21 protein-coding genes and 1 pseudogene are annotated in these 26,101 nt (G+C 61.3%); 17 read left to right on the forward strand and 5 right to left on the reverse strand.

The window, feature by feature from the left end:
* Positions 1 to 95: 95 nt before the first annotated feature.
* Both KVG91_RS24910 and KVG91_RS24915 read left to right on the forward strand, forming a co-directional pair.
* On the forward strand, positions 96 to 1,163 hold the full coding sequence (locus KVG91_RS24910) for a phosphotransferase family protein (RefSeq protein ID WP_169376893.1): 1,068 nt from the start codon (positions 96 to 98) through the stop codon (positions 1,161 to 1,163).
* A 22-nt stretch (positions 1,164 to 1,185) separates the two neighbouring features.
* Positions 1,186 to 1,953 carry an SDR family oxidoreductase gene (locus tag KVG91_RS24915; RefSeq protein WP_122488127.1) on the forward strand — a complete coding sequence of 256 codons (768 nt, stop codon included), beginning with the start codon at positions 1,186 to 1,188 and terminating at the stop codon, positions 1,951 to 1,953.
* Here the strand turns inward: KVG91_RS24915 and KVG91_RS24920 are convergent, their stop codons facing one another.
* Positions 1,954 to 2,397, reverse strand: coding sequence for a carboxymuconolactone decarboxylase family protein (locus KVG91_RS24920; RefSeq protein WP_169376892.1), 444 nt, complete (start codon positions 2,395 to 2,397; stop codon positions 1,954 to 1,956). It lies immediately after the preceding gene.
* 154 nt (positions 2,398 to 2,551) lie between these two features.
* Here KVG91_RS24920 and pdxR point away from each other — a divergent pair, with 154 nt between their 5' ends.
* From pdxR to KVG91_RS24950, 6 genes are all read left to right on the forward strand, one after another.
* The gene (gene pdxR / locus KVG91_RS24925) at positions 2,552 to 3,985 is read left to right on the forward strand and encodes a MocR-like pyridoxine biosynthesis transcription factor PdxR (RefSeq protein ID WP_169376891.1); all 1,434 of its coding nucleotides are present in this window, start codon (positions 2,552 to 2,554) and stop codon (positions 3,983 to 3,985) included.
* Between the two features lie 84 nt (positions 3,986 to 4,069).
* Positions 4,070 to 4,351, forward strand: coding sequence for a putative quinol monooxygenase (locus KVG91_RS24930; protein ID WP_169376890.1), 282 nt, complete (start codon positions 4,070 to 4,072; stop codon positions 4,349 to 4,351).
* A 213-nt stretch (positions 4,352 to 4,564) separates the two neighbouring features.
* Positions 4,565 to 5,671, forward strand: coding sequence for an efflux RND transporter periplasmic adaptor subunit (locus KVG91_RS24935; protein ID WP_169376889.1), 1,107 nt, complete (start codon positions 4,565 to 4,567; stop codon positions 5,669 to 5,671).
* A 2-nt stretch (positions 5,672 to 5,673) separates the two neighbouring features.
* Positions 5,674 to 8,757: an efflux RND transporter permease subunit gene (locus tag KVG91_RS24940; protein ID WP_169376888.1), complete on the forward strand. Its 3,084-nt coding sequence runs from the start codon at positions 5,674 to 5,676 to the stop codon at positions 8,755 to 8,757.
* Positions 8,758 to 8,867: 110 nt separating this feature from the next.
* On the forward strand, positions 8,868 to 13,712 hold the full coding sequence (locus tag KVG91_RS24945) for an RHS repeat-associated core domain-containing protein (protein WP_217894948.1): 4,845 nt from the start codon (positions 8,868 to 8,870) through the stop codon (positions 13,710 to 13,712).
* Positions 13,709 to 14,083: a hypothetical protein gene (locus KVG91_RS24950; protein ID WP_169377653.1), complete on the forward strand. Its 375-nt coding sequence runs from the start codon at positions 13,709 to 13,711 to the stop codon at positions 14,081 to 14,083. The genes KVG91_RS24945 and KVG91_RS24950 overlap by 4 nt, the downstream gene beginning before the upstream one ends.
* Before the next feature lie 187 nt (positions 14,084 to 14,270).
* Here KVG91_RS24950 and KVG91_RS24955 read toward each other — a convergent pair whose 3' ends face one another.
* Positions 14,271 to 15,500, reverse strand: coding sequence for a M20/M25/M40 family metallo-hydrolase (locus KVG91_RS24955; protein WP_169377654.1), 1,230 nt, complete (start codon positions 15,498 to 15,500; stop codon positions 14,271 to 14,273).
* 40 nt (positions 15,501 to 15,540) lie between these two features.
* Positions 15,541 to 16,170 (reverse strand): LysE family translocator, encoded by a 630-nt coding sequence (locus KVG91_RS24960; RefSeq protein WP_169377655.1) that lies wholly within the window; start codon positions 16,168 to 16,170, stop codon positions 15,541 to 15,543.
* Between the two features lie 102 nt (positions 16,171 to 16,272).
* On the opposite strand from KVG91_RS24960, the pseudogene KVG91_RS24965 reads away from it, so the two are divergent.
* From KVG91_RS24965 to KVG91_RS24990, 6 genes and pseudogenes are all read left to right on the forward strand, one after another.
* A pseudogene (locus tag KVG91_RS24965) lies at positions 16,273 to 17,061 on the forward strand (aminotransferase-like domain-containing protein); the annotation flags it as partial.
* A gap of 226 nt (positions 17,062 to 17,287) precedes the next feature.
* Entirely contained in the window at positions 17,288 to 18,538 is a 1,251-nt protein-coding gene (locus tag KVG91_RS24970) for a ribonucleotide-diphosphate reductase subunit beta (protein ID WP_217894949.1), read from the forward strand.
* Between the two features lie 150 nt (positions 18,539 to 18,688).
* Complete coding sequence (locus KVG91_RS24975; protein ID WP_076952353.1) at positions 18,689 to 19,177, forward strand: DUF1289 domain-containing protein; 489 nt, start codon at positions 18,689 to 18,691, stop codon at positions 19,175 to 19,177.
* Positions 19,178 to 19,227: 50 nt separating this feature from the next.
* On the forward strand, positions 19,228 to 20,142 hold the full coding sequence (locus KVG91_RS24980) for a class I SAM-dependent methyltransferase (protein ID WP_169377139.1): 915 nt from the start codon (positions 19,228 to 19,230) through the stop codon (positions 20,140 to 20,142).
* A gap of 149 nt (positions 20,143 to 20,291) precedes the next feature.
* Complete coding sequence (gene pcsA / locus KVG91_RS24985; protein WP_169377138.1) at positions 20,292 to 21,008, forward strand: phosphatidylcholine synthase; 717 nt, start codon at positions 20,292 to 20,294, stop codon at positions 21,006 to 21,008.
* A gap of 197 nt (positions 21,009 to 21,205) precedes the next feature.
* Entirely contained in the window at positions 21,206 to 21,985 is a 780-nt protein-coding gene (locus tag KVG91_RS24990) for a TSUP family transporter (protein ID WP_169377137.1), read from the forward strand.
* Here KVG91_RS24990 and nudC read toward each other — a convergent pair.
* Both nudC and KVG91_RS25000 read right to left on the reverse strand, forming a co-directional pair.
* Positions 21,953 to 22,786, reverse strand: coding sequence for an NAD(+) diphosphatase (nudC, locus tag KVG91_RS24995; RefSeq protein WP_169377136.1), 834 nt, complete (start codon positions 22,784 to 22,786; stop codon positions 21,953 to 21,955). The genes KVG91_RS24990 and nudC overlap by 33 nt on opposite strands.
* A gap of 5 nt (positions 22,787 to 22,791) precedes the next feature.
* Positions 22,792 to 23,604, reverse strand: coding sequence for a crotonase/enoyl-CoA hydratase family protein (locus KVG91_RS25000; protein ID WP_169377135.1), 813 nt, complete (start codon positions 23,602 to 23,604; stop codon positions 22,792 to 22,794).
* Positions 23,605 to 23,789: 185 nt separating this feature from the next.
* Between KVG91_RS25000 and KVG91_RS25005 the strand changes: the two genes are divergently transcribed.
* The 3 genes from KVG91_RS25005 to KVG91_RS25015 all read left to right on the forward strand — a co-directional run bounded on the left by KVG91_RS25005 (position 23,790) and on the right by KVG91_RS25015 (position 26,100).
* Positions 23,790 to 24,344: a UPF0149 family protein gene (locus KVG91_RS25005; RefSeq protein WP_169377134.1), complete on the forward strand. Its 555-nt coding sequence runs from the start codon at positions 23,790 to 23,792 to the stop codon at positions 24,342 to 24,344.
* A 78-nt stretch (positions 24,345 to 24,422) separates the two neighbouring features.
* A complete protein-coding gene (locus KVG91_RS25010; protein WP_169377133.1) occupies positions 24,423 to 25,679 on the forward strand; it encodes a 3-phosphoshikimate 1-carboxyvinyltransferase in 1,257 nt (418 codons plus the stop codon).
* A 31-nt stretch (positions 25,680 to 25,710) separates the two neighbouring features.
* The gene (locus KVG91_RS25015) at positions 25,711 to 26,100 is read left to right on the forward strand and encodes a hypothetical protein (protein ID WP_169377132.1); all 390 of its coding nucleotides are present in this window, start codon (positions 25,711 to 25,713) and stop codon (positions 26,098 to 26,100) included.
* Position 26,101: the final 1 nt, after the last annotated feature.

The raw sequence follows: 26,101 nt of genomic DNA on the forward strand, positions 1-26,101 counted from the left end.
AACCTATTAAGCCGCCCCGACCTTGTCGCTGGGCGGTTGCGCGCATTAGATTAGGAAATAGTCCAAGGCCTTTAGAATAAGCAGAAGGGATAAGCATGGCGCTGAACGACCAATCGACACAGATTCGCCCAGGCGAAGAACTTGATGCCAACCTGATCGATCCCTACCTCAAGGTCCATATCCCCGGCCTGAGCGGCACGCCCAGCATCAGCCAGTTCCCCGGTGGCGCGTCCAACCTGACCTACCTGCTGGAATATCCGGGCCAGGAGTTCGTGCTGCGCCGCCCGCCCTTTGGACACAAGGCCAAATCCGCCCACGACATGGGCCGCGAATACCGCATTCTCAATCAGCTCAAAGACGGCTTCCCCTATTGCCCCAAGGCCTACGTGCATTGCACCGACGAGTCGGTGATCGGCGCCGAGTTCTACGTGATGGAACGCGTCAACGGCATCATCCTGCGCGCAGATCTCCCGGCAGAGCTGAACCTGGACGCGAGCAAGACCGAGGCGTTGTGCAAAAACTTTATCGACAAGTTCGTCGAACTGCACCAGGTGGATTACGCCGCCTGCGGCCTGGCGGACCTGGGCAAGCCCGAAGGGTACGTGGCGCGTCAGATCCGTGGCTGGAGCGAGCGCTACGAAAAAGCCCTGACCCCCGACGCTCCTCGCTGGGAAGCCGTGCGCGCCTGGCTCAACGACAAGATGCCGGCCGACCATCCAACCTCAAGCATCGTGCACAACGACTACCGCTTCGATAACGTGATCCTCGACCCGCGCAACCCGATGCAGATCATCGGCGTGCTGGACTGGGAACTCACTACCCTTGGCGATCCGCTGATGGACCTGGGCAACACCCTCGCCTACTGGATCGAAGCCGGTGACCCTGCGCCGGTGCAACTGATGCGCCGCCAGCCGAGCAACGCCCCCGGCATGCTGACCCGCCGCGAATTCGTCGACTATTACGCCGAGCGCTCCGGCATCCGGGTCGACAATTTCGACTTCTACTACACCTACGGCCTGTTCCGCCTGGCCGGCATCGTGCAGCAGATCTATTACCGCTTCTTTCATGGCCAGACCCAGGACAAACGCTTCGCGCAGTTCATTCACATGAACAAGCTGCTGGAGCAGATGAGCCTGATCGTCATCGGCAAATCAGCGCTCTGATCGCCCACAACAAGGAACTCCCATGTCCAAGACCCACCTGTTCGACCTCGATGGCAAGATTGCATTCGTGTCCGGCGCCAGCCGGGGCATTGGTGAGGCCATCGCCAAGTTGCTGGCCCAGCAAGGCGCCCACGTGATCGTGTCCAGCCGCAAGCTGGAAGGCTGCCAGCATGTGGCCGATGCGATCATCGCCGACGGCGGCAAGGCCACGGCCGTGGCGTGTCATATCGGTGAAATGGAGCAGATCACCCAAGTCTTCGCCGGTATCCGCGAACAATTCGGGCGCCTGGATATCCTGGTCAACAACGCCGCGACCAACCCCCAGTTCTGCAACGTACTGGACACCGACCTCGGCGCCTTCCAGAAAACCGTGGATGTGAACATCCGCGGCTATTTCTTCATGTCGGTGGAAGCCGGCAAGCTGATGCGCGAAAACGGCGGCGGCAGCATCATCAACGTGGCCTCGATCAACGGGATCTCGCCGGGTGTGTTCCAGGGCATCTACTCGGTCACCAAGGCCGCGGTGATCAACATGACCAAGGTCTTCGCCAAGGAATGCGCCGAGTTCGGCATTCGCTGCAACGCGCTGTTGCCGGGCCTGACCGACACCAAGTTTGCCTCGGCGCTGGTGAAGAACGACGCGATCCTGAAGATGGCCCTGGCGCAGATCCCGCTCAAGCGCGTGGCTGACCCGAGCGAAATGGCCGGCGCCGTGCTGTTCCTGGCCAGCGATGCCTCGAGCTACACCACCGGTGTGTCGTTGAATGTGGACGGTGGCTTCCTGTCCTGATCACAGGTTGGGCGGCTGCTGCCGAAAACTCACTGCCAGGCGGTTCCAGCCACTGATGCTGGACACCGCCATGGTCAGGTCCACCAGTTCCTGCTCGCTGAATTCCACGCGCACCGCCGCGTACAACTCGTCCGACACCGTCGAGGTCGGCAGCGTCGCTACCGACTCGCTCCAGGCCAATGCCGCCTTTTCCCGCGCGGTGAAGAACGGCGAGTCACGCCAAACGCACAACGCGAACAAGCGCCGCTCGGTTTCGCCGCGCTGACGCGCCGCCATCGAATGCATGTCAGTGCAGAAACCGCAGTGGTTGAGCTGCGAGACACGAATCTTGATCAGCGCCAGCAGGGGCTTTTCGATGGACAAGCCAAAGGTGGTCGCCTCCAGCATCAGCATGCCCTTGAGCGCTTGCGGCGAGGCGGAGTAATAATCCAGGCGCGATTCCATGGGACGGTTCTCTGACGGCGGGTGCGATGACAGTCCAGCCTAGCGTTCATCAGGCATACGCCCTATAGCCAATCGGCCGGTTTGTGCGAAGACCATTTTGCGCCTGCCCCGCGCGCGCGTAGTCTTGGCGCAGACTCAATGCGCGGGATACGACATGGAATTGCACGTGGTGATCAACGGCCGCAAGGACCTGGCCGAACAGCTCTACCAGCAGTTGCGCGAAGCCATCGGCTGCGGGCGTCTGGTCGCCGGCGCACAACTGCCGCCCAGCCGCCTGCTCGCCGAACAGTTGGGCGTGTCGCGCAAGACTGTTTCCGACACCTACGCCGCCCTGACCTACGAAGGCTTGCTGATCGGCAAGACCGGCCGGGGTACCTTCGTCAACGCCGGCACCCCACAGAGCGAACGCCTGCAATCCGCCACCGACCTGGCCTGCGCAGCCAACCTGGCGAAGTGGCAATCGCTGCCCTCGCCCATGCGCCACCCCACCCGCGACAGTACGTTGCGCTATGAATTTATCGGCGGTGCCACCAGCCGTAACCAGTTCCCTCAGGACGAATGGCGGCGTTGCACCCAGGACGCGCTGCGCCGCATCGCCCAGAACAGCGGGTTCTACAGCCAGCCCGAAGGCTTGCCGGCCTTGCGCAGTGCCATCGCCGGGCACATCGCGTTCTCGCGCGGGGTCAACTGCCGAGACAGCGACATCATCGTCACCAACGGCGCCCAGCAGGCGCTGGACCTGATCGCCCGTGTGGTGCTGGAGCCAGGCAGCACCGTGGCCATGGAAGACCCGGGCTACAGCCCCGCCCGCCAGCTATTCATGGCAATGGGCGCCCGCGTCGCCAGCGTTGCGGTGGATGACCAAGGTATCCAGGTCGACCGGATTCCCCACGGCACGCGGCTGATCTACGTGACGCCCTCCCATCAATTCCCGCTCGGCATGCCCATGAGCCCGTCGCGCCGTGAAGCGCTGCTGGCACGGGCGTTCGAGCTGGGCGCGATCATCATCGAGGACGATTACGACAGCGAATTCCGCTACGAGGGGCGGCCCACCGACTCCCTGCAAAGCATGGACAGCCGCGGTGTGGTGACCTACGTCGGGACCTTTTCGAAAACCTTGCTGCCGGAGCTGCGCCTGGGCTACGCGGTGCTGCCACCGGCGATTCATGGCGCGGTGCTCAAGGCCAAGCAGCTCACCGACCAGCACAGCTCGACGCTGCCGCAATGGGCCTTGGCCAAATTCATCAGTGAAGGCTACCTGCTCAAGCATATCCGCCGCTGTCATACGGTGTATGCCGGGCGTCGCGAGCGAATCCTGCAGCGCCTGGCGGGGGATCTGTCGCCGTGGTTCGAAGCCGTGCCTACCGTGGCCGGGTTCCACATGGCGGCGCTGTGCAAGGTGCCGGTGGACATCCCGTTGCTGATGCAGCTGGCGCGCCAGGTCGAAGTGGGTCTGTACCCCCTGGATGTGTTCTTCCACGACACTCCGGTGCGTCCGGGCCTGATCATCGGCTTCGGCGCCATCGAAACCCTGGATATCGACCCGGCGCTGGACAAGGTCCGCGATATTCTCAAGCAGATTGGCTAGCGGACTTTCCGCCGGATTGGCCATTGGTCCTGGCGCCAGGAGGTTCTAGCCTGCGCACTGACATCCGCCCCGGAGACCATTGCCATGCCAGCCTGTGCCTTCAACACTGTCCATGTCCGCGCGACCGCCGGGCGGTCAACGCAACTGGGCGAGCGCCTGCAGCAGATCGCCCAAGCCATACGCACCGCCCCCGGCTGCCTGGGTTACACGGTGCAGCGCGACCCGTTCGACCCTGAATTGTGGACCGTCAGCGGCCATTGGGCCTGTGTCGAGCAGCTCAACGCCCACTTCAGCCTGCCCGCCCTGCAAGGCTTTATCGAACTGACCGGCGAGCGCTTGGCGCAGCGTTTAACGTTCGACCACTGAGGCATTGGTCTACAGGTCTTCGCCGGGATTGATCAGTGGGCTCGACACCTCTCCCAGCGCCGTCAGGGCCACCCGTAAAAACAACACGCTGCGCGATGCGGCCGGGGCGTCTGCCATGGGGAACATCCGGGGCTGGATTAATTTATATTTCGACCATAATATGAGTTAAAAATTATGTTCGTAATTTTTTCCAACTGGTACCCGGAGCCCGCCATGCACCCTTTCCCCCTGCGTCTTCTCACTCCCCTGGCGCTGTTGATCGTGCTCAGTGGCTGCAACAGCCAGGCCGACACCACCGCCCAAGCGCCTCAACCACGCCCGGTTCTGGCTGCCAAGGTCGAGGCGGCCGGCACCCAGCAAAGCGCCTATACCGGCGTAGTGGCAGCCCGTACTGAAAGCGACCTGGGGTTCCGGGTCGGCGGCAAGGTCATCGAACGCAAGGTCGATCCCGGCCAGCATGTGTCCCGTGGCGATACCCTGCTGGTGCTGGACATCGGCGACTTCGAACTGGCCCTGCGCTCGGCGAAAAACCGCGTCAACGCCGCCCAGGCGCAACTGCGTCAGCGCCGTGACGACGAAAACCGCTACCAACGCCTGGCCAGCACCGGCGCGGTGTCGCGGCAGATCTTCGACCAGTCGGCGACCAACCTGCGCGTCGCCGAGGCCGAACTGGCCGCGGCGCAATCCGACGCCAGCCAGATCGAGAACCGCCGCACTTACTCAGTCCTCAAGGCCGATGGCGACGGCATCATCACCGACGTGCGGGCGGACCGTGGCCAGGTGGTCGCCGAAGGCCAGATCGTCGCGCGCCTGGCCCATGACGGCGCCCGCGAAGCCATCGTCAACCTGCCGGAAAACCAGCGTGGGCAAGCTGCGCAGAACGCCCTGGCCTCCCCCTTCGGCGCCCCGGACCAGGCCGTGACCGCAACCCTGCGTGAACTGTCCGCCAGCGCCGACCCGACCACCCGCACCTACCGTGCCCGCTATGTCTTGCACGGCGCCGTCGAGCGTTTCGCCCTCGGTTCGACCATCACCGTGCGCTTGCAAGGCAACGGCCAGGCCCAGCAAACCCGCGTGCCCATCGGCGCCCTGCAGGATTCGGGACAAGGCACCGGCGTATGGCTGATCGGCGCCGACGACAAGGTCAGCTTCGCCCCGGTGAAAGTCGCCAGTCTCGGCCAGGAAGACGCCTTGCTGGACAGCGGCGTGACGCCCGGACAGGTCATCGTTGCCCTCGGCGCACACCTGCTGCACAACGGTGATGCGGTACGCCTGCTGCCCGCCCAGGTGCTGGCTCTCAACCGCAAACAGGATAACTGAGCATGCGCGGCATCAACCTCTCCGAACTGGCGGTCAAGCACCGCGCAGTGACGCTGTTTCTGATCATCGCGATCCTTGCCGCCGGGGTCTTCTCGTTCGGCAAGCTGGGGCGCGCCGAAGACCCGCTGTTCACCGTCAAGGTCATGACCATCACCGCCGCCTGGCCCGGCGCCACGGCCCGGGAAATGCAGGAACAGGTAGCCGACCGCCTGGAAAAACGCCTGCAGGAACTCGACTACTACGACCGCGTGGAAACCATCGCCCAGCCGGGGTTTGTGTCGATGCGCATGACCTATAAGGAATCCGCGCGCCCCAGCGAGGTCCAGGACCTGTTCTACCAGACCCGCAAAAAGCTCAGCGATGAAGCCGCGCGATTGCCCAACGGCGTGATCGGGCCGTTCTTCAACGATGAATATTCCGATGTGTACTTTGCGTTATACGCCCTGGAAGCCGAACACCTGCCGCACCGCCAGCAAGTACAGATGGCCGAAGACCTGCGCCAGGGTTTTCTCAACCTGCCGGGGGTGAAGAAGGTCAATATCCTCGGCGAGCAGGCCCAGCGCATTTTCGTCGAGTTTTCCTATGAGCGCCTCGCCACCCTGGGCATCAAGCCGGACCAGATCTTCGCCGCCCTCGCCGCGCAGAACGCCGTGGCGCCCTCGGGGTTCGTGGAAACCGCCGGTGCGCGCGCCTACATCCGTATCGACGGCGCCTTCGACAGCTTGGCGCTGATTGAAAACGTGCCCCTGCAAGTTAACGGCCGCCTGTTGCGCATCGCCGATGTCGCCCACGTCAGCCGTGGCTACGAAGACCCGCCCAGCTACCGCATCCGCCACCAGGGCGACCCGGCGCTGATGCTTGGCGTGATCATGGAGAAACACTGGAACGGCCTGGAGCTGGACAAAAGCCTCCAGGCCCAGGAAGCCAGGATCCAGGCTGACCTGCCCCTGGGGGTGAATTTCGCCAAGGTCTCCGACCAGGCAAAAAACATCAGCCTGGCGGTGAACGAATTCATGCTGAAATTCTTCGTCGCCCTGGCGGTGGTGATGATCATCAGCCTGTTGGCCCTGGGTTTTCGCGTCGGCCTGGTGGTGGCGGCGGCGGTACCGCTGACCTTATCGGTGGTGTTCGTGATCATGCTGCTGACCGGCCGCGAGTTCGACCGCATTACCCTGGGCGCGCTGATCATTTCCCTCGGCTTGCTGGTGGATGACGCCATCATCGCCATCGAAATGATGGTGGTGAAACTCGAAGAAGGCTTCGACCGGATCCACGCCGCGACGTTTGCCTGGAGCTCCACGGCAGCGCCGATGCTCACCGGTACCCTGGTGACGATCATCGGCTTTCTGCCGGTGGGATTTGCCCGCTCGGGCGCCGGGGAATATGCCGGCAATATCTTCTGGATCGTCGGCTTTGCGCTGATCTCATCCTGGCTGGTGGCGGTGCTGTTCACCCCCTACCTGGGCGTGAAACTGCTGCCGCAGATCAAGCCGGTGCCCGGTGGGCACGATGCGATCTACGCCGGGCGTTATTACCAGAAACTGCGCGGGTTGGTCGAAGCCTGCGTGCGTCGGCGCGGGTGGGTGACGGGGCTGGTCGTGGCCGCGTTTGTGCTGTGCGTGCTGGGCATGGGCGTGGTGAACAAGCAGTTTTTCCCCAACTCCGACCGTTCCGAGCTGATTCTTGAGGTGTACATGCCGCCGGGCAGCGCCTTCAAAAGCACTGAAGCGGTGGCGGCGCAATTGGAGAAAGCCCTGCTGCAAGAGCCGCAAACCCGCATGGTGGACACGTATGTGGGCGGTGGCGCGCCACGCTTTTTTCTGTCGTTGAACCCTGAGATGCCCGACCCGGCGTTTGCCAAGCTTATCGTGCAGACGCCGGATTCCCATGCCCGTGACGCCCTGAAACTGCGGATGCGTGAGCGGATTGCCGCCGGTGAATTTCCCTCGGCGCGCGTGCGTGTGACGCAGCTGCTGTTCGGCCCGCCCGTGCCGTTTCCGGTGGTGTTTCGCGTCTCCGGCCCGAGCCTGGACGTTTTGCGGGGTGTGTCCGAAGAGGTGCGTAAAGTCGTCGCCGCCAACCCATTGACCCGCGATGCCTTCCTCGAGTGGGGCGAGCGCACCAGCGGTTATCGCCTGGTGCTGGATCAGGATCGCCTGCGCCTGTTGGGCTTTACGCCCGACGAGGTCAAGTCCCAGCTCAATGCCCTGCTCAGTGGCAACCCGATCACCGAAGTGCGCGAAGGTAACCGCACCGTGTCGGTGGTCGCGCGCGCCCAGGGTAGCCAGCGCGAGGACCTCGGCAACCTGAATAACATGACCCTGACCAACAGCGCCGGCACCTCGGTGCCGCTGGCTCAGGTCGGGCATTTCCAGGCGGTGATGGAAGAACCGATCCTCAAGCGTCGCAATCGCGCAACCACCGTGGAAGTGCGCGCCGACATCATCGACGGCGTGCAACCGCCCGACGTGGAAATGGCCGTGTACAAAGACCTGCAGCCGCTGATCGCCAAGCTGCCCGCCGGTTACCGGATCGACATCGGCGGCCCGGTGGAAGAAAGCGCCAAGGCCAACGTCGCCCTGGCCGCGCTGTTCCCGATCATGATTTTGCTGACGCTCACGGTGATCATGTTCCAGGTGCGCTCGTTCGGCGTCATGTTCATGGTCTTCGCCACCGCACCGCTGGGGTTGATTGGCGCGGTGCCGACCTTGCTGCTGTTCAACCAGCCGTTCGGCTTCAACGCCATTCTGGGCTTGATCGGGATTGGCGGGATCCTGATGCGCAACACGCTGATCTTCACCGACCAGATTCGCCAGAACCAGGACCACGGCATGCCGATACGAGAAGCGATCATCGAAGCCACGGTGCGCCGAGCACGGCCGGTCATCCTGACCGCGCTGGCGGCGGCGCTGGCGTTTATCCCGCTGACGTTGTCGGTGTTCTGGTCGTCCCTGGCTTTTGTGCTGATTGGTGGCGTACTGGTCGGCACGGTGCTGACGCTGTTGTTTTTACCGGCGCTGTGCAGCGTGGTGCTGGGCCGGGAGAAAACGAAAGTTGTCGAAACGTCCCACATAACCGCCGGATAAGCTCTACTCCCCTCCTACGCAAAGCTCCGCAAAGTCCCTCGCCTGAATACACAGTGCGAGGGATTGCAGATGGTTTTACGTGTCAGTGCCCCGGTTGACGGGGCTGCTTCATGATCCAGCTAACCGGCCAAGCCATTGGCTACCTGGTGCTGGCCGCGATGGATTCGAAGACGCGGGACGTCGACTCCGTTCTCAGCGATTTCAAGGGCTGCCTCAACCACTACGATGCCTGGGCCGAGAGTTTTTTCAGCTTTTCGGCATTGGCTATCGAACAGGTCTTCAAGGTTGGGGATGACGTGGCGCTGGTGGCGCCGATCAACCGCTCGATTATCCCCAGCAGCACCGTCGCGACCTGCCAGGCAAGCGGCACGCTGACCCTGGTGCATATGTTCCAGAGTTCACGGTTCGTGCCCATTGGCAATACGCCCGTGATGGTGCAACGCATCGACCCCGACGGCGGTCCTTTGGGCGAGCCGATCCACAAGACCATCGGCCCCAGCGGCATTCTCCAAATCACGGAGTGCGACCGCAACCAGCGCTACCGCGTCAGTTTCTACCCCAACGTTTCCAAAGCGCATTTCAAAGCGTTGTACGCCTCCTATCAATCGGTTATTGCGCCGCTGGAAGGTTGGCTGCGCAGCGAATGGGCCACCACCTTCGCACCGCTGTGGAAGGGGTATTCCGAAGCCGACTTCCTCAAGCGCTACCTTTCGCTGCATCAGGCCTACGCGCGTGGGTTCGGCGAAGCGCTGTACTCGCTATGGGACAACCTCAAGCAGTTGGCTCAGTGGCTTGCCGACCCGCTGGGGTATGCCGAACAGCTGCTGCACTACCTGTCCCAGGACGAATTTGAAAAGCTGCTGAACCTCGGCGCCGACACCCTGGCCAAGGGTCTTCTGGTACTCAGCGATGAGCCGCTGTTGTTTATCTACCTGTCGGCAATGGTCAGTTGGATGCGGATGTTGCCGCCGCCTTACCTGAACGAATTGCTCGGGGAAATCACCGCCGAAGTATTGATCAACCTGTTGCTGGGCCTCGCCACTGCCGGGATGGGCATGGCGGTGCGGATGAGTACGAAAGTGCTGGGCGGCATCAAGTCTCAACGTGCGCGCCGATGGCTGGAGCACATGGCCGGGCAGTTTGGCAAAGCTCGCGTGGATGACCACGCCGAGCTCGCCAAGCCGATTCTATTGGGTGGGCCTGCGACGCCGATCAGGACGATTCCGGATGTGCCGTTGAGGGTTGGGGATCAGTTGGTTTCGAACCCGGTGCAGGTGGTTCGCAACAAACCCCAGAGGACGGCGTTGGTGCGACAGGAGCCTGTCGACGATGTGCCTGCTGTTGCTAAGAACCCGGCGGGGGATGCAGCTGATTCTTCGGATAAGACCGTGACCAATGGTTGCCCGGTGTCGATGGTCACGGGCGAGGAACTGCTGACGCTGACCGATGGTGTGCTGGACGGGGTTTTGCCGTTTGAGTGGACCCGGTTGTACCGCACCAGTGCGGTGGAGGTGGATGTTGGATTGGGGTTTGGCTGGAGCCACTCTTTATCGCATCGGCTGAGTGTTTCTGGTGATTCGGTGGTGTGGGTCGATCATGAGAATCGGTCGACTGCCCTGCCCTTGCCGACCGTGGCTCGGCCAGCAATTACCAATAGCCTGGCGGAAGCTGCGATCTATTTGGGGGCTTTGCCAGGTGAGTTGGTGCTGGCCCAGGCATCGTGCTTCTATCACTTTCGCGATGGCGTGCTGTTCTCGATCAGCGATGCGTATGACAACCGGCTGCGGATTTCCCGGGATTTTTTGGGGCGCATTGAGCGGTTAGATAACGGTGTCGGGCGTTCGTTGTTTTTGCGCTATGCGTCAGGTCGCATAGTGGCGGTGGATTACCAGATTGAGCGGGCAGTGGACGACGGTCCGTTTGTCTGGGTGACGGAGCAGACCGTTGTTTCCTACGCGTATGACGACCTTGGACGGTTGGTCTCGGCGACCAATGCCGTAGGCGAAAGCGAGGTTTATCGGTACGACGAGCAACACGTCATTCTTGAGCGGGGGTTGGCCGGTGGCGCGATTTTCTATTGGGAGTGGGAGCGGACTGGCAAGGCGGCGCGGTGTGTCCGGCATTGGGCGAGTTTTTCGCAGATGGACACCCGGTATGCCTGGGGCGATGACGGGCGGGTCACAGTTTTTAATGCCGATGGCAGTCAGGAAGTCTACGTGCACGATGATCGTGCGCGGCTGGTGCAGCGCATCGATCCAGATGGCGCCCAGCACTTCAAATCCTACGACGACAAAGGCCGACTGACGGTTGAGCAAGACCCGCTCGGGGCGATCACGGCGTATCAATACGACGAAGCCGGGCGTTTGGTGGCGTTGTTTCCAAGGGATGACGAGCCGACGACCTACGAGCATGACAACGGTTTCGTACGGGTTGTGCGCCGTGGTGGAGCAGTCTGGAAATACGAGCGTAATGATCAGGGCGACGTCACGCGCAGGACCGATCCTGACGGCAACTCTACGGACTACAGCTACAACAAATACGGCCAGCTGGTTGGGGTTTGGCATCCCGATCACAGCTGCCATCGCTTGGTATGGAATGCGCGCGGGCAGTTGCTGGAAGAGCAGCTGCCGAATGGCGGAATCAAGCGTTATCGCTATGACGATCTAGGCCGGCAGATTGCGCGCGAAGATGAACGCGGCGCGCTGACGCAGTATCAGTGGGATGCCGCAGGCCGCTTGCTGAAACTAACTCAACCCGGTGGCGCCACGCGGGAATACAGCTACAACGCCTACGGAAAAATCACCTCCGAACGCGATGAACTGGGCCACGTCACCCGCTACGAATACGCTGACGGCCTGCACCTGATCAGCCGCCGCATCAACGCCGACGGCACCCAGGTCAAATACCGCTACGACAACGCCAGGTTATTGCTGACCGAAATCGAAAACGAATCAGGCGAAACCTACCGGCTCCAGTACAACGGCAACGGCCTCATCCAGCAGGAAATCGGCTTTGACGGCCAGCGCAGCGCCTACGTCTACGACCTCAACGGCAACCTGCAGGAAAAGACCGAACACGGCGACGACGGCAGTCAGCTAGTTAAACGCTACGAACGCGATCACGCCGGGAGACTCGTAAGAAAAACCCTGCCCGACGGCAACATCATTGATTACACCTACGACCGCCAAGGCAATCTCCTCAGCGTCGACGACGGCCATTGGTTTTTAGCCTACGAATACGACCCACAAAACCGCCTCACCGCCGAACACCAAGGCTGGGGCACCTTGCGCTACGGCTACGACGCCTGCGGCCAGCTCCAAAACCTGCGCCTGCCCGACAACAACCGCCTCACCTTTAACCACGACAAAGGCGGCCACCTCGCCACCGTCGAACTCAATGGCAAGCTGCTCACATCGCACCTGTTCAAAGCCGGCCAGGAACACCAACGCCAACAAGGCCAACTGATCAGTCGCTACCACTACGACGATCAACAGCGCCTCCACACCCACGCCGTCACCCAACAGAGCAACTACTTTTACGAGCGCCACTACGACTACGACAAATCCGGCAACCTCACCCGCCTGAACGACACCCGCAAAGGCGAACACCGCTACCACTACGATCCACTCAACCGCCTCACCCGCGCCGACCACTCCCAAGGCGAGCTCGAACGCTTCGCCCACGACCCGGCCGGCAACCTGCTCATGCAGGACCGCCCCGGCCCCGACATCGTCGCTGGCAACCGCCTGCTGATCCAGGGCGACCGCCATTACGACTACGACGCCTTCGGCAACCTCATCCGCGAACGCCGCGGCAAAGGCCATCAACTCGTCACCGAATACCGCTACGACTGCCAACACCGGTTGATCGGCATCACCCAACCCAACGGAAAAACCGCCAGCTACCGCTACGATCCCTTCGGTCGCCGAATCAGCAAAACCGTCGACGGCATCACCACCGAGTTCTTCTGGCAAGGCGACAAGCTCATCGCCGAACACCATGCGGACCGCCACCGCAGCTATCTCTACGAACCGGACAGCTTCCGGCCACTAGCCCTATTGGAAGGGTTTGGCCCCAAAGAAACCAATCCCTACCACTACCAACTCGACCACCTCGGCACGCCCCAGGAACTCACCGCCCCGGACGGCGAAATCGTGTGGTCCGCGCATTACCGTGCCTATGGCGAAATTAGCCGCCTAGACATAGGAAAAATCAACAATCCACTGCGCTTCCAAGGCCAATACTTCGATCAGGAAAGCGGCCTGCACTACAACCGCCATCGCTACTACAATCCGGATATTGGTCGCTACCTGACGCCGGATCCGGTGAAGCTGGCGGGTGGAATCAATGCGTACCAGTACGTGCACAACCCTACGGGGTGGGTAGATCCATTAGGGCTGAATTCCTGTCCTGATGCGAGTGGTTGCAAGCCAAACGCTACCGCCCAAAACCCAGTTGAAGGTGTTAATCACGGAAACCCAGCGTTACCGCAACTGACAAGTAGGCAGCGACAAGCAAGAATTGATGAGCTTGCCGAATCAAATGCGTATCGGCGTTTATCGGAGCTCGAAGCATCAATTCCGGAAGCACACTTTTTGGAAAAACACGGAGCTCAGACATCGCTAGAATCTCAGCTCGAACGAGTGATGACGGCTAAAAATCCCACTACCGGCGAAATTGAGACCTTCGAGAATGGGAGACGGAGGGGACTGCCAAGGCCACCAAGTGCCGCCACTCACTTCCTAAGCCACAGGGATCAATTGAACGCAATTCACCGCGCACAACTCATTTTTAAGCTTACTGATCTGTCGATGTCAAAAGAGCCTATGCATATGGGGAAAATAATTGGTGAAGGATACAAGAGAGATGGGTACGAATATGGAAAACAAAGAAAAGCCAGAGTTTTTTTGAATGATGAAGGTCAACCTATTACAGCCTTTACGGAGTTCGAATGAAAATTAAGCCAAGCACATCAACTATCCAAGGTTTGCTATTCACTTACTGCGTCGAAAATGCAAAAAACTCGGACAAAGAGGAGCTTATCGCAACCACAAATATTAATGACGATGGAGAGCTAGAGAGCCTGTTCAACAAACTTACCAAACCAGAATTCATTAAATACAAAAGCGCCGAAAGGCAGCGACATATTGACACCCTAGAGCACTTCTTAGAGACAGATGAAAATTTTGAATCGGTTTTTTATCTCTTTGATACACATTTTGACGACGAGATTACCGACAAAAGACATTTCATGAAGTTATTGCTAGAGTGCATACGGCGTTACCACTTAGAGGCAACCGCAGCCGAATCGCCAACAGTTTTATAACCTGGTAAACAACGCCGCCCTAGACCCCCCTTCTGTAGTGAGCGAGCTTGCTCGCGCTGGGCCGCGAAGCGGCCCCATCCCAGGCAATGCGTATTTACAGTTAAATCGGCATCGTCTGTTTTGGGGCTGCTGCGCAGCCCGACGCAGGGCAAGCCTGCTCGCCACAGAGGAGGTAAGCTCAGCCAGATCAGCGTTTACTCAGCTCCATGATCATCCGGCCAAGCAGATAAACCCGCGGTACCACACTCTCCACCTCGGCATACTCCTGCGCCGTATGAATATTGCCCCCCACAATCCCAAACCCATCCAGCGTCGGCGTGCCGACCCCAGCCGACAGACTCGCATCCGCCGCCCCGCCGCTGCCTTCAATCGTCAGCTTCTTGCCCAACTCCGCATAAATTCCCTGAGCAATCGCGACTAATTTGTCCGACTCCGCCGTCTGCGGCATCGGTGGCAGCCCACGTTGCAAGCTGGTCTTTACTTCGGTTTCGGGGATCAGCTTGTTCGCGGACACCCGCATCAGATCTTTCTCAATCCGGTCAAACTCTTCCGGCAGCGCCGCGCGCACGTCCGCCTTGGCGGTGGCCTGGTCGGGGATGACGTTGGTGCGGTCGCCCGCCTTGAGCACGGTGAAGTTGATGGTGGTTTTCTTCTCTTCATCGCCCAGTTTGCCCAGCTGCAAAATCTGGTGCGCCGCTTCCATGGCGGCGTTGCGCCCCAGTTCCGGGGCGACCCCGGCGTGGGCGGCTTTGCCTTTGACTTCGACCACGGCGGTGGCGCTGCCTTTGCGCCACACCACCAGGCCATCCGCCGGGCGGCCGGGTTCGAGGTTGAGGGTGACGTCGTGACCCTTGGCGGTGTTGCGGATGAGTTCGGAGGCGGCCTCGGAGCCGGTTTCTTCGCTGGCGTCGAGCAGGAAGGTGATCTGCGCGTAGTCCTTGAAACCCTGGTCCTTGAGGACTTTGAGCGCGTAGATGCCGGCGACGATGCCGCCCTTGTCATCCATCACGCCGGGGCCATAGGCGCGGCCATCCTTGATGTGGAACGGGCGCTCGGCGGCCGAGCCTTCCTTGAAGACGGTGTCCATGTGGGCCATCAGCAGGATCCTGGCCTTGCCGGTGCCCTTGAGGGTGGCAACCACATGGCTGTTATTGGCCGCTTTATCCGGCACCAGCTCGATGCTGAAGCCCAGCTGTTTGAGCTCATCCACGGCGATGTCGCGCACTTGGGTCAGGCCCGGTTCATAGCCCGACCCCGAGTCGATGTTGACCAGGCGCTCCAGCAGTTTCAGGGCCTCGCCCTTGTATTGCTCGGCTTGCGCCTGGATCGGTTTGTGGGGCTCGACGCTGTAGGCCGGCGCGGCGAAGGACAAGGCCAGGGTGGCGGCCAGGAGGGTGCGGGGGAAGTTGAAGAGCATGAACCGATCCTTGTTTTTTGTTGGAAGGTGCCGTCACACCCTACCCCACAGTCCGCGCCAGCATCAATGCCACGCCCAACAGCAGCACTGCCGTGATCCGCTGCAACAGCACACGGCGCTTGGGGTTTTCCAGCACATGCTGGATGCGTTGGCCGAAGTAGCCATACAGGCAGCCGCTGGCAAATTGCAGCAACAGGAACGTCAGCCCGAGAATTGCAATATCCAGGGCCGAACTGTGCTCGCCGGCCCCTGCGAACTGGGGGAATACCGCGCTGAACAGGATGATGGTCTTGGGGTTGGAAAAACCGGTCAGCAAGCCCTTGCCGAACAGGCTGCGCGCGCCTTCCACGGCACCGATCCGGTCGAGCACCGCGCCGCTGCTGGTCCATTGTTTGTAGGCAAGGTGAAGGATGTACGCGACGCCCACGCCCTGGATGGCCTGGGTGATGACGGGGTGCCCCTTGATCAGTTCCGAGAAGCCGACCGCAAAAATCAGTATCGATATCAGGTACGACACACTGGCGCCGAGCTGCGCCGGGATCGAACTGCGCAGCCCGTTACGCAGGCCCAGGCTCATCAGCAGCAACGTCATGGGCCCAGGGCTGAAGGTCATCGTCGCGCAAAACAACAGGAAATACAGAAACGAAGAGAGGGTTAACGCGCTGGTCATGGTCTGGAACCTGGGGAGGAGAGCCCGCAGTTTAGGCAGGTGGCATTGCACATGGCAGGTGAAGTCAGGCCTAATTCGGCCGAACTTCACCGGTAAAATTACTTCCACGCCAACCTGGCGCTGCACGGCGTCAAGGTGATCACGGTACAGCGCCGTCCCGACGGCTTTGACTTCGACGCCCTCGAGCAGCTTCTGGCCGAACATCGTCCCAGCCTGTACCTGACCACCAGCCTGCTGCACAACCCAACCGGCCATTCCTTCAGCCCTGGCCAGGCGTTTCGGCTGCTGCAACTGACCCAGCGCTACCACTGCCATATCGTCGAAGATGACCTCTACGGCGACCTGCACCCCAACCCTCCGCCGCGCTTGGCCGCGCTTGCCGGCCTGGACCAGGTCACCTATCTGTCGGGCTTCTCCAAGATCCTCAGCGCCAACGCCCGCGTCAGCTTCGTGGTGGCCGCGCCGCAACTGGCGGCCAACCTCACCAATATGAAGCTGATGAGCGGCGGCTTGACCTCAGAGCTGTTCGAGCAACTGGTGTACCGCATGCTCAGCGAAGGCAGCTACGCCAAGCACCGCAAGCGCATGGTGCAGCGCTTGATGGAGTCCGGTGGACGGGTCGAGCAATGGCTCAAGCGTTGCGGCTGCGAACTGCCGATGGGCTATGAAGGCGGGATGTTTATCTGGGCGCGCCTGCCGCCGGGCATCAACGGCGAACGGCTGGCCCAGGCCGCCTTGAAGCAAGGCATGGTGCTGGCGCCGGGCGCGCTGTTTGGCTATGACCCGGCGCACCGCGATTCGATGCGTTTCAATGTGGCCCACAGTGATGAGCCCCAGGTGCGGCAAGTGTTTGAGGCATTGTTGCGGGCTGCAAACTTGGGTCGCGGGTAGAGCAACGCCGACAATTGGCGTTGCGCACGCAGGCCAGCCTCCGTCTTTGATGATAACGCTTGTGCGTTGACCATCCCTGTTACACACCATATAGTGTGCCCACAAACAGAACAGACCACTACATAGTGTGCAGTATCGGTATTTGCCGACCACACTATGCGCAGTATTTCAATGCCTTGAAGCCTGCAAAGACACTTATTTTTCGAGTACCCGGAAGGAGAATTCAATGCTGAGTTGGGATGAAGTCGACAACGAAGACACCGGTGCAGCGGTGATAAAAGGCGCCAACGCCGGCCACGCCAGCGAAGCCAACATGGACCGTCTCGACGGTGCCGGCGCTGCCGCTGCCCTGGAAGCACGTAATGTGACCGCCAACGACTCGGCCGCCATCATCCGCGCCAAGGCCGCCCTCGACAAACTCGACGTCGCCGAAGGCCTCGCCGAACTCGAAGGCGCCTCCGCCCGCGTTGCCGTTGACGAAAAGCGCATGATCAACTGCCGCGCCGACCTCAACCAACTCGTACCCTTCAAATACGACTGGGCCTGGCAGAAATACCTCGACGGCTGCGCCAACCACTGGATGCCGCAGGAGGTCAACATGACCGCCGACATCGCCCTGTGGAAAGACCCCGAAGGCCTGACCGACGACGAACGCCGCATCGTCATGCGCAACCTCGGCTTCTTCTCCACCGCCGACTCGCTGGTCGCCAACAACCTGGTGCTGGCCGTGTATCGCCTTATCACCAACCCGGAGTGCCGCCAGTACATCCTGCGCCAGGCCTTCGAAGAAGCGATCCACACCCACGCTTATCAGTACTGCATCGAATCCCTGGCCATGGATGAAGGCGAGATCTTCAACATGTACCACGAGATTCCGTCGGTCGCTAAAAAAGCCGCCTGGGGCCTGAAGTACACCCGCTCGATCTCCGATCCGAAGTTCGAAACCGGCACCGTCGACACCGACAAAGAACTGCTGCGCAACCTGGTCGCCTACTACTGCGTGCTGGAAGGCATCTTCTTCTACTGCGGCTTCACCCAGATCCTGTCCATGGGCCGCCGCAACAAAATGACCGGCGTGGCCGAGCAGTTCCAGTACATCCTGCGCGATGAGTCGATGCACCTGAACTTCGGGATCGATGTAATCAACCAGATCAAGATCGAAAACCCGCATTTGTGGGATGCCGAGATGAAGGAAGAAGCGACCCAGATGATTTTGCAGGGGACGCAGCTGGAGATTGAATACGCTCGCGACACCATGCCGCGCGGTGTTCTCGGTATGAACGCGGCGATGATGGAGGATTACCTCAAGTTCATCGCCAACCGTCGCCTGTCGCAGATTGGGTTGAAGGAAGAGTACCCAGGCACCACCAACCCGTTCCCGTGGATGAGCGAGATCATGGACTTGAAGAAGGAGAAAAACTTCTTCGAAACCCGTGTAATCGAGTACCAGACCGGCGGCGCGCTGAGCTGGGACTAACCCACGACGCAGAGCCAAAATGTGGGAGCTGGCTTGCCTGCGATAGCGGTGGGCCAGCCAACGCTCGTGTGACTGATACACCGCTATCGCAGGCAAGCCAGCTCCCACATGGAAGTCTGCGGTGATTCATAGACTTTGCGTACAAACCCTATGCCCAATCAAACCATCAAAACCCCCTGCGTCGGCCTGTGCTCCACCGTTTACGGTGACCTGGTCTGCCGGGGCTGCAAGCGTTATCACCATGAAGTCATCCAGTGGAATGGCTACAACGCTGACGAAAAACAGGCGGTGTGGCTGCGCCTGGAGCAATTGCTGGTACAGGTGATGGCCAGCAAGCTGGAGGTGTTTGATCCGCACCTGCTGCGCCAGCAACTGGAAAATCGCAAGATTCGCTTTATGCCGCACCAGTCGCCGTATTGCTGGGCGTATCAGCTGATTGCCCGGGGCGCGCGGGTCATTTCCAAGCTGGATGCGTACGGGCTGGCCTTGTTGCCGGAGTTTCGCGAGCGCAGCCTGGCCGATCTGCGCGATGCGATTGATCGGGAGTTCTTCCTGCTGTCCGAAGCGCATTACGAACGGTATATCGCACCGGGGTTCATGCGTGAGGTGTTTGGCGCGCCGCTGATTGCTGCCTTTTAACGCCGTGATTGTGGTTAAAATGTCGGCCGTTCAATGACCGACGCTCAACGATGAACCCTGACGCACTCGCCACGCTGCACACGCATTTGCTGACGGCCCTGCAAACCCCGCCCAGCGAAACCCGTCGCCTGTTCCACGGCCGTGGCCGCTGCTGGCCGGGCCTTGAGCAACTGACGGTGGACTGGTTGCAAGGCGTGCTGCTGGTGTCGTTATTCAAGGAACCGGACGCTGCGACGTTGCAAGCCTTGAAGCAACTGCTGCACACCCACTTCGGCACTTACACCCTGGCCCTGCAACACCGTTACCTGCCGCAAAGCCCCCTCGAATGGCTGGCGGGCGAGCCTGTCAACGAGCTGACCATCACCGAAGGCGGCCTGCGTTACTTGATCGACCTGGGTAAAAAGCAGAACAGCGGTCTGTTCCTCGACATGCGCTACGGCCGCAACTGGGTGCGCGAACAGGCCAAGGGCCAGCGCGTGCTCAACCTGTTTGCCTACACCTGCGGATTTTCCGTAGCGGCCATCGAAGGCGGTGCCGAGCACGTAGTGAACCTGGACATGGCCCGTGGCGCCCTGAGCCGTGGCCGCGATAACCATCGCCTCAATGATCATGACCTGAGCAAGGTCAGCTTCCTGGGCCACGATCTGTTCAAGTCCTGGGCCAAGGTCACCCACAGCGGCCCTTATGACCTGGTGATCATCGACCCGCCGTCGTTCCAGAAAGGCAGTTTTCTGCTGACCAAGGACTACCAGCGCGTATTGCGCCGCTTGCCGGATTTGCTGACGCCACAGGGCACGGTGCTTGCCTGCATGAACGACCCCGCGTTTGGCGAAGACTTCCTGATCAACGGCGTGACCCAGGAGGCACCCGCATTGCGTTTTGTCGAACGGCTGGAAAACCCGCCGGAATTTCCTGATATTGATGCACAAAGTGGCTTAAAGGCGCTGGTGTTCCGCCAAGGTTGATGCCGAAACGTCTTACGCTTGCTACCCTAAGTGATGCGTCGGTCTGGTGAACCTTCTTACCCCCTTTCCGGTCGATACCTGCATTCCCCGGCCAGACTCGACGGCGTCACGTCGTCGGCTGCCCCGTTTGATCTTTTGGAGAACCACCCGTGATATCGACCCTGCATGTAGCCAGACTCAAAGCCTGGGGCGCCCACGGCTTCACCGCCACCGGCGTGGTATTGGCCTTCCTGGCGACCTTGGCGCTGCTGGAAAACTCGCCCAAGGCCTGCCTGCTGTGGCTCGGCCTGGCGCTGGTGGTGGACGGCGTCGACGGTTCGCTGGCGCGACGGGTCAATGTCAGCACGGTGCTGCCCAGCTTCGACGGCTCGGTGTTGGACCTGGTGATCGATTACCTGACGTATGTGTTTATTCCGGCGCTGTTTATCTACCGCTATATCGACCTGCCGGAATTTACCCACCTGTTGACGGTGTCGGTGATCTTGGTGTCGTCGCTGTTCTGCTTCTGCAACGTGAACATGAAAAGCAAGGACAACTACTTCGTCGGCTTCCCGGCCGCGTGGAATGTGGTGGCCTTGTGCGTGTATATCATCCAACCGGACGCCTGGGTCACCTTGCTCACGGTGATCGGCCTGGCCTTGCTGACCGTGACGCCGATGAAGTTCCTGCACCCGTTCCGGGTCAAGCGCTTCATGCCAATCAATATTGCGGTGACCACGATCTGGTTGCTGTGCAGCTTTTTGATGGTGGTGGATTATCCGAATACCAACCCGTGGACGTTTGGGTTGTGGTCGGTGATGTCGGCGTATTTCCTGGGGATTTGCGTTTGGCGTACCGCCCTGGAATGGCTCGAAACCCACCGCTGAATCAAGCGGGCGCGGTTTAAAAAGGTGGGAGCTGGCTTGCCTGCGATAGCGGTGGGTCAGCCAGCACAACGCTGCCTGACGCACCGCTATCGCAGGCAAGCCAGCTCCCACATTTGGTTTTGCGTACATCCGGCAGGTAAGATGCAGGCCTTGGTGCAGCCTCTTCGCTGTGCCCCGCTAACAATAAGCCCCTGCCCATGCCCTTCGAACTCAGCGTAGACCTCACCACCCTCGCCATCCTGGCGGTGGTTGCCTTTATCGCCGGTTTCATCGACGCCATCGCCGGCGGCGGCGGCCTGCTCACCACGCCCGCCCTGCTCACCGCCGGCATGCCGCCGCACCTGGTGCTGGGCACCAACAAACTCAGCTCCACCTTCGGCTCGGCGACCGCCAGCTTTACCTTCTACCGGCGCAAGCTGTTCCACCCGCGCCAGTGGGTGCACGCCATCGTCGGTACATTGGTCGGGGCGCTGGCCGGCGCCGTGGTTGCGCATTACCTGCCCGCTGAAACCCTGAACAAGATGCTGCCGGTGATCGTATTCGCCTGCGGCGTGTATTTGCTGTTCGGCGGCACGCCCAAGGCGCCGCTGGACGCCGAAGCGCCGATCAAGAAGAAGTGGCAAGCCACCCAGGGTTTCGGCCTGGGTTTCTACGATGGCGTGGCAGGCCCCGGCACCGGGGCATTCTGGACCGTGAGCACGATGCTGCTGCACCCCATCGACCTGGTCAAAGCCAGCGGCGTGGCGCGCAGCATGAACTTCGTCAGCAACGCGGCGGCGCTGTCGGTGTTTATCTTCAACGGCTCGGTGGACTGGATCGTCGGCCTGGCGATGGGTATTTCGGTGATGTGCGGCGCATTCTTTGGCGCACGCAGCGCGATCAGCGGCGGCGCCAAATTCATTCGCCCGGTGTTTATCACCGTGGTCCTCGGCCTGACCGTGCGCCTAGCCTGGCAGCACTGGTTCAGCGTGGCCTAAGCGGCGCGCCAGGTAGAGGTCGATGAGGTAACGCGCGATCGAACGTGACGCCGGCAGCGGCGGCAATTCGTGGACGTTGAACCACTGCGCGTCTTCGATCTCGTCGGCCTGGGCCACGATATCGCCGCCGGCGTACTCGGCGTGAAAGCCCAGCATCATCGAATGGGGGAACGGCCAGCATTGGCTGCCCATGTACTGAATGTTCTTCACCTCCACCTGCACTTCTTCACGCACCTCGCGGATCAGGCACTCCTCCGCCGATTCGCCCGGCTCGGCAAACCCCGCCAGCGTGCTGTACACGCCCGTGACAAAGCGTGGCGAACGCGCCAGCAGGATCTCGTCGCCACGGGTCACCAGCACGATCATGCTCGGCGAGATCCGTGGGTAGCTGCGCAGGTCGCAGGCCTGGCAATACATCGCGCGCTCGCGTGGCACTTGCACCATGGCCTGGCCGCAACTCCCGCAGAACCGATGCTCGCGCGCCCAGGTGCCGATCTGCGCGGCGTAGCCGAGCACCTTGTACAGGGTGTGATCGCCCTGCAGCATGAAGCCGCGCAGGCCCTGCCAGCTGCAACCCGGCACGTGCACCGCCGAGTCGAGTTCGAGCAGGTACACCGGCTCACCGTCGAGGTGGCCGATGCCGTGTTCGGCAAACACCGGCAGGTCCTGGCGCTTGAGCCATTCGCGCGGGAACAGCGGGCCGTTGGCGTCATGCAAAAAGCCGTCGCGGCTGCGCGCAACGGCCAAGCCGCCGGGGGTGTCGTTGTCCAGCAGCGTTGTGGTAATCCAGCCTGGGGTCATGTCGGTCAATCCACGAATTCGGGTTTCTGCTTGTTCATATGGGCCGCGATGGCCACACGCAAGTCGTTGGATTGCAACATAGCCGAGTTCCAGGTGGCAACGTATTCCAGGCCGTCGCTGATTGTATGGTCACGCATGTAACTGATCATGGCCTTGGTGCCGGTGACCGCGATCGGCGATTTGGCGGCGATTTCCCGGGCGATGTCCATCACGGCGGCCAATAAGCTGGCGTGATCGGGATAGACGCGGTTGACCAGGCCGATGCTGCGCGCTTGCTCGGCGCCAAACTGGCGACCGGTGTACGCCAGCTCGCGCAGCATGCCATCACCGACGATGCGCGGCAGACGCTGCAGGGTGCCGACATCGGCGGCCATGCCGATATCGATTTCCTTGATGGAGAACTGCGCATCTTCGGCCGCATAACGCATGTCGCAGGCGCTGATCAGGTCAATGGCGCCGCCGATGCAGTAGCCGTGGATCGCCGCCAGCACCGGCTTGCGGCAATTGTCGACCGCGTTGAACGAGGCTTGCAGGTCAAGAATCTTGCGCCGCAGCAGGCGGGCGTTGCGGCCCACGTCCTTGCCGAATTCGTTGGCCACCGAAGCCAGCATCATCAGGTCTATCCCTGAGGAGAAATGCTTGCCGGCGCCGCTGAGCACCACTGCGCGCACGGCGTCGGTGTCTTCGACCCACTGGAAGATGTCGATGATTTCGGTCCAGAACGCCGCGTTCATCGCGTTGATCTTTTCCGGGCGATTGATCTGCACATGGGCAACGTTGCCGCTGAGTTCGACGACGAAGGCTTGGTATTCGGACATGGCAGTGATCCCTGACTGGCGAGTGATGAGGGCCGAACTATAACAAGGGAGCGCAAGGACGCATCAGCCAAAAGCGGGACTGGCAAAGGTGGCGGAAAATCCGCTGGATAAAACCCCGCGCACGCGCCATCCTTCGCGCTTTGAGCCGCCCCACCAGCGGCGCTCGACGTTTAAAGGATATGCCCATGCACGCCCACCCGCTCACCGCCGCCGACTTCGAATTCATCGAAAACGCCCTGCTCCAGTATGGCGACGACCATTCAGTGCTGAACCTGGCCGAACTCGACGGCTACTTCACCGCGTTGGTGTCCAGCCCGGTGCAGGTCGATGTGGCCGAGTGGTTCCCGGCCATCTGGGGCGGGCAGAACCCGCAGTGGGGCAACGTGGACGAAGCGCAACGCGTGCTCGAAATGTGCGTGCGCCATATCAACACATTGGCCGAGCAACTGGCCACCGATGCCAGGGGCTTCAAGGCACGCTTCGACGAGACCGAACACCAGGGCCAACGCGTGACCCTCGCCGAAGAGTGGTGCTTTGGCTACATTCGTGGCGCCGCCATTGGCAATTGGCCAGAACTGCCGGCCACCCAGGCCGCCGCGCTGGAGAAGATCTCCTGGTGTGCCGAACAAGACAACTTCGAGCTGCCGGCCGACCTGGATGTGCCGGCGCACCAGCAGCGCGTCAGCGAGATCGAACCGGCGGCGCGGGCGCTGCATGATTACTGGCTGAGCCTGCGCTAAGCCTCGACAAGCACCGCCGCTTTGGCCGATTATTCGGGTCCGCCCGCAGACCTTGCCTTGAATCAGGAGCCCTGTACCTTGAGTTCGCAGAAAACCGTGACCGTGACACCGCCCAACTTTCCGCTCAATGGCAAGGTCGCGCCCCCCGGCTCCAAATCCATCACCAACCGCGCCTTGTTGCTGGCGGCCCTGGCCAAGGGCACCAGCCGCCTGAGCGGTGCGCTCAAGAGTGATGACACCCGCCACATGTCGGTGGCCCTGCGCCAGATGGGCGTAACCATCGACGAGCCGGACGACACCACTTTTGTGGTCACCGGTCAGGGCAAACTGCAATTGCCGCCGCAGCCGCTGTTCCTCGGCAACGCCGGCACCGCGATGCGCTTTCTCACTGCAGCCGTCGCCACCGTGGAAGGCACTGTCGTGCTGGACGGCGACGACTACATGCAAAAACGCCCGATCGGCCCGCTGCTCGCGGCCCTCGGCCAGAACGGTATCCAAGTCGACAGCCCCAGCGGCTGCCCGCCGGTTACCGTGCACGGCGTGGGCAAGATCAGGGCCACGCGTTTTGAGATCGACGGTGGCTTGTCCAGCCAATATGTGTCCGCCCTGCTGATGCTCGCCGCGGCAGGCGTTGCCCCGATTGAAGTGGCGCTGACCGGCAAGGACATCGGCGCCCGTGGCTATGTGGACCTGACCCTGGATTGCATGCGTGCCTTCGGCGCCCAGGTTGAAGCCGTCGACGACACCACCTGGCGTGTGGCCGCTACCGGCTACACCGCCCATGATTACCTGATCGAACCCGACGCCTCCGCCGCGACGTACCTGTGGGCGGCTGAAGTGTTAACCGCTGGCCGCATCGACATCGGCGTGGCCGCGCAGGATTTCACCCAGCCCGACGCGAAAGCCCAGGCCGTGATCGCACAGTTTCCCAACATGCCGGCCACGGTGGTCGGCTCGCAAATGCAGGACGCGATCCCGACCTTGGCGGTCCTCGCCGCGTTCAACAACACCCCGGTGCGTTTCACTGAGCTGGCCAACCTGCGGGTCAAGGAATGCGACCGCGTGCAGGCGCTGCATGACGGCTTGAATGAGATCCGCCCCGGCCTGGCGACGATCGAAGGCGACGACTTGCTGGTCGCCAGCGATCCTGCCCTGGCCGGCACGTCGTGCAACGCGCTGATCGACACCCATGCCGACCACCGCATCGCCATGTGCTTTGCGCTGGCCGGGCTGAAGGTCTCGGGTATCCGTATTCAGGACCCGGACTGCGTGGCCAAGACCTATCCTGGGTACTGGCAGGCATTGGGCAGTCTTGGGGTCCAGTTGAGCTATTGATCCAACGGTGCCGGAACGGGGGGCAACGCACATGACTATTCGCCAACCCTGCCCGCCCGGCGCCTGCGTCTGCGACCGTGAACGACTGCTGGATGCCCCGGAAGCCGACCTGCGCATCCTCAACCTGACGCGTCAGGAGGAGAAGAAGCTGCTCGATCGTCTCGAAGACCTCAAAAGCCTGCAAGACCTGCAACACATGCAACAGCGCATGTACAACCTGCTGGGTATCCGCGTGCATATCGCGCCAGGGCACACCGAGGTCAAGAGCATGCGCGGGATCCAGATTGTGATCGACGCGCTGCCGGGCATGTGCCGCAAGACCCGCCAATCCATCCCGGCCGCGATCCGTCGAGGCCTGGAGAAACGTCCGGAAATCGCCTACCGTTTGCTCGACGCCCACGACCTGTTTCGCGAAGGCTGAA

It is taken from the genome of Pseudomonas azadiae (genome assembly GCF_019145355.1).
Lineage (GTDB): Bacteria > Pseudomonadota > Gammaproteobacteria > Pseudomonadales > Pseudomonadaceae > Aquipseudomonas > Aquipseudomonas azadiae.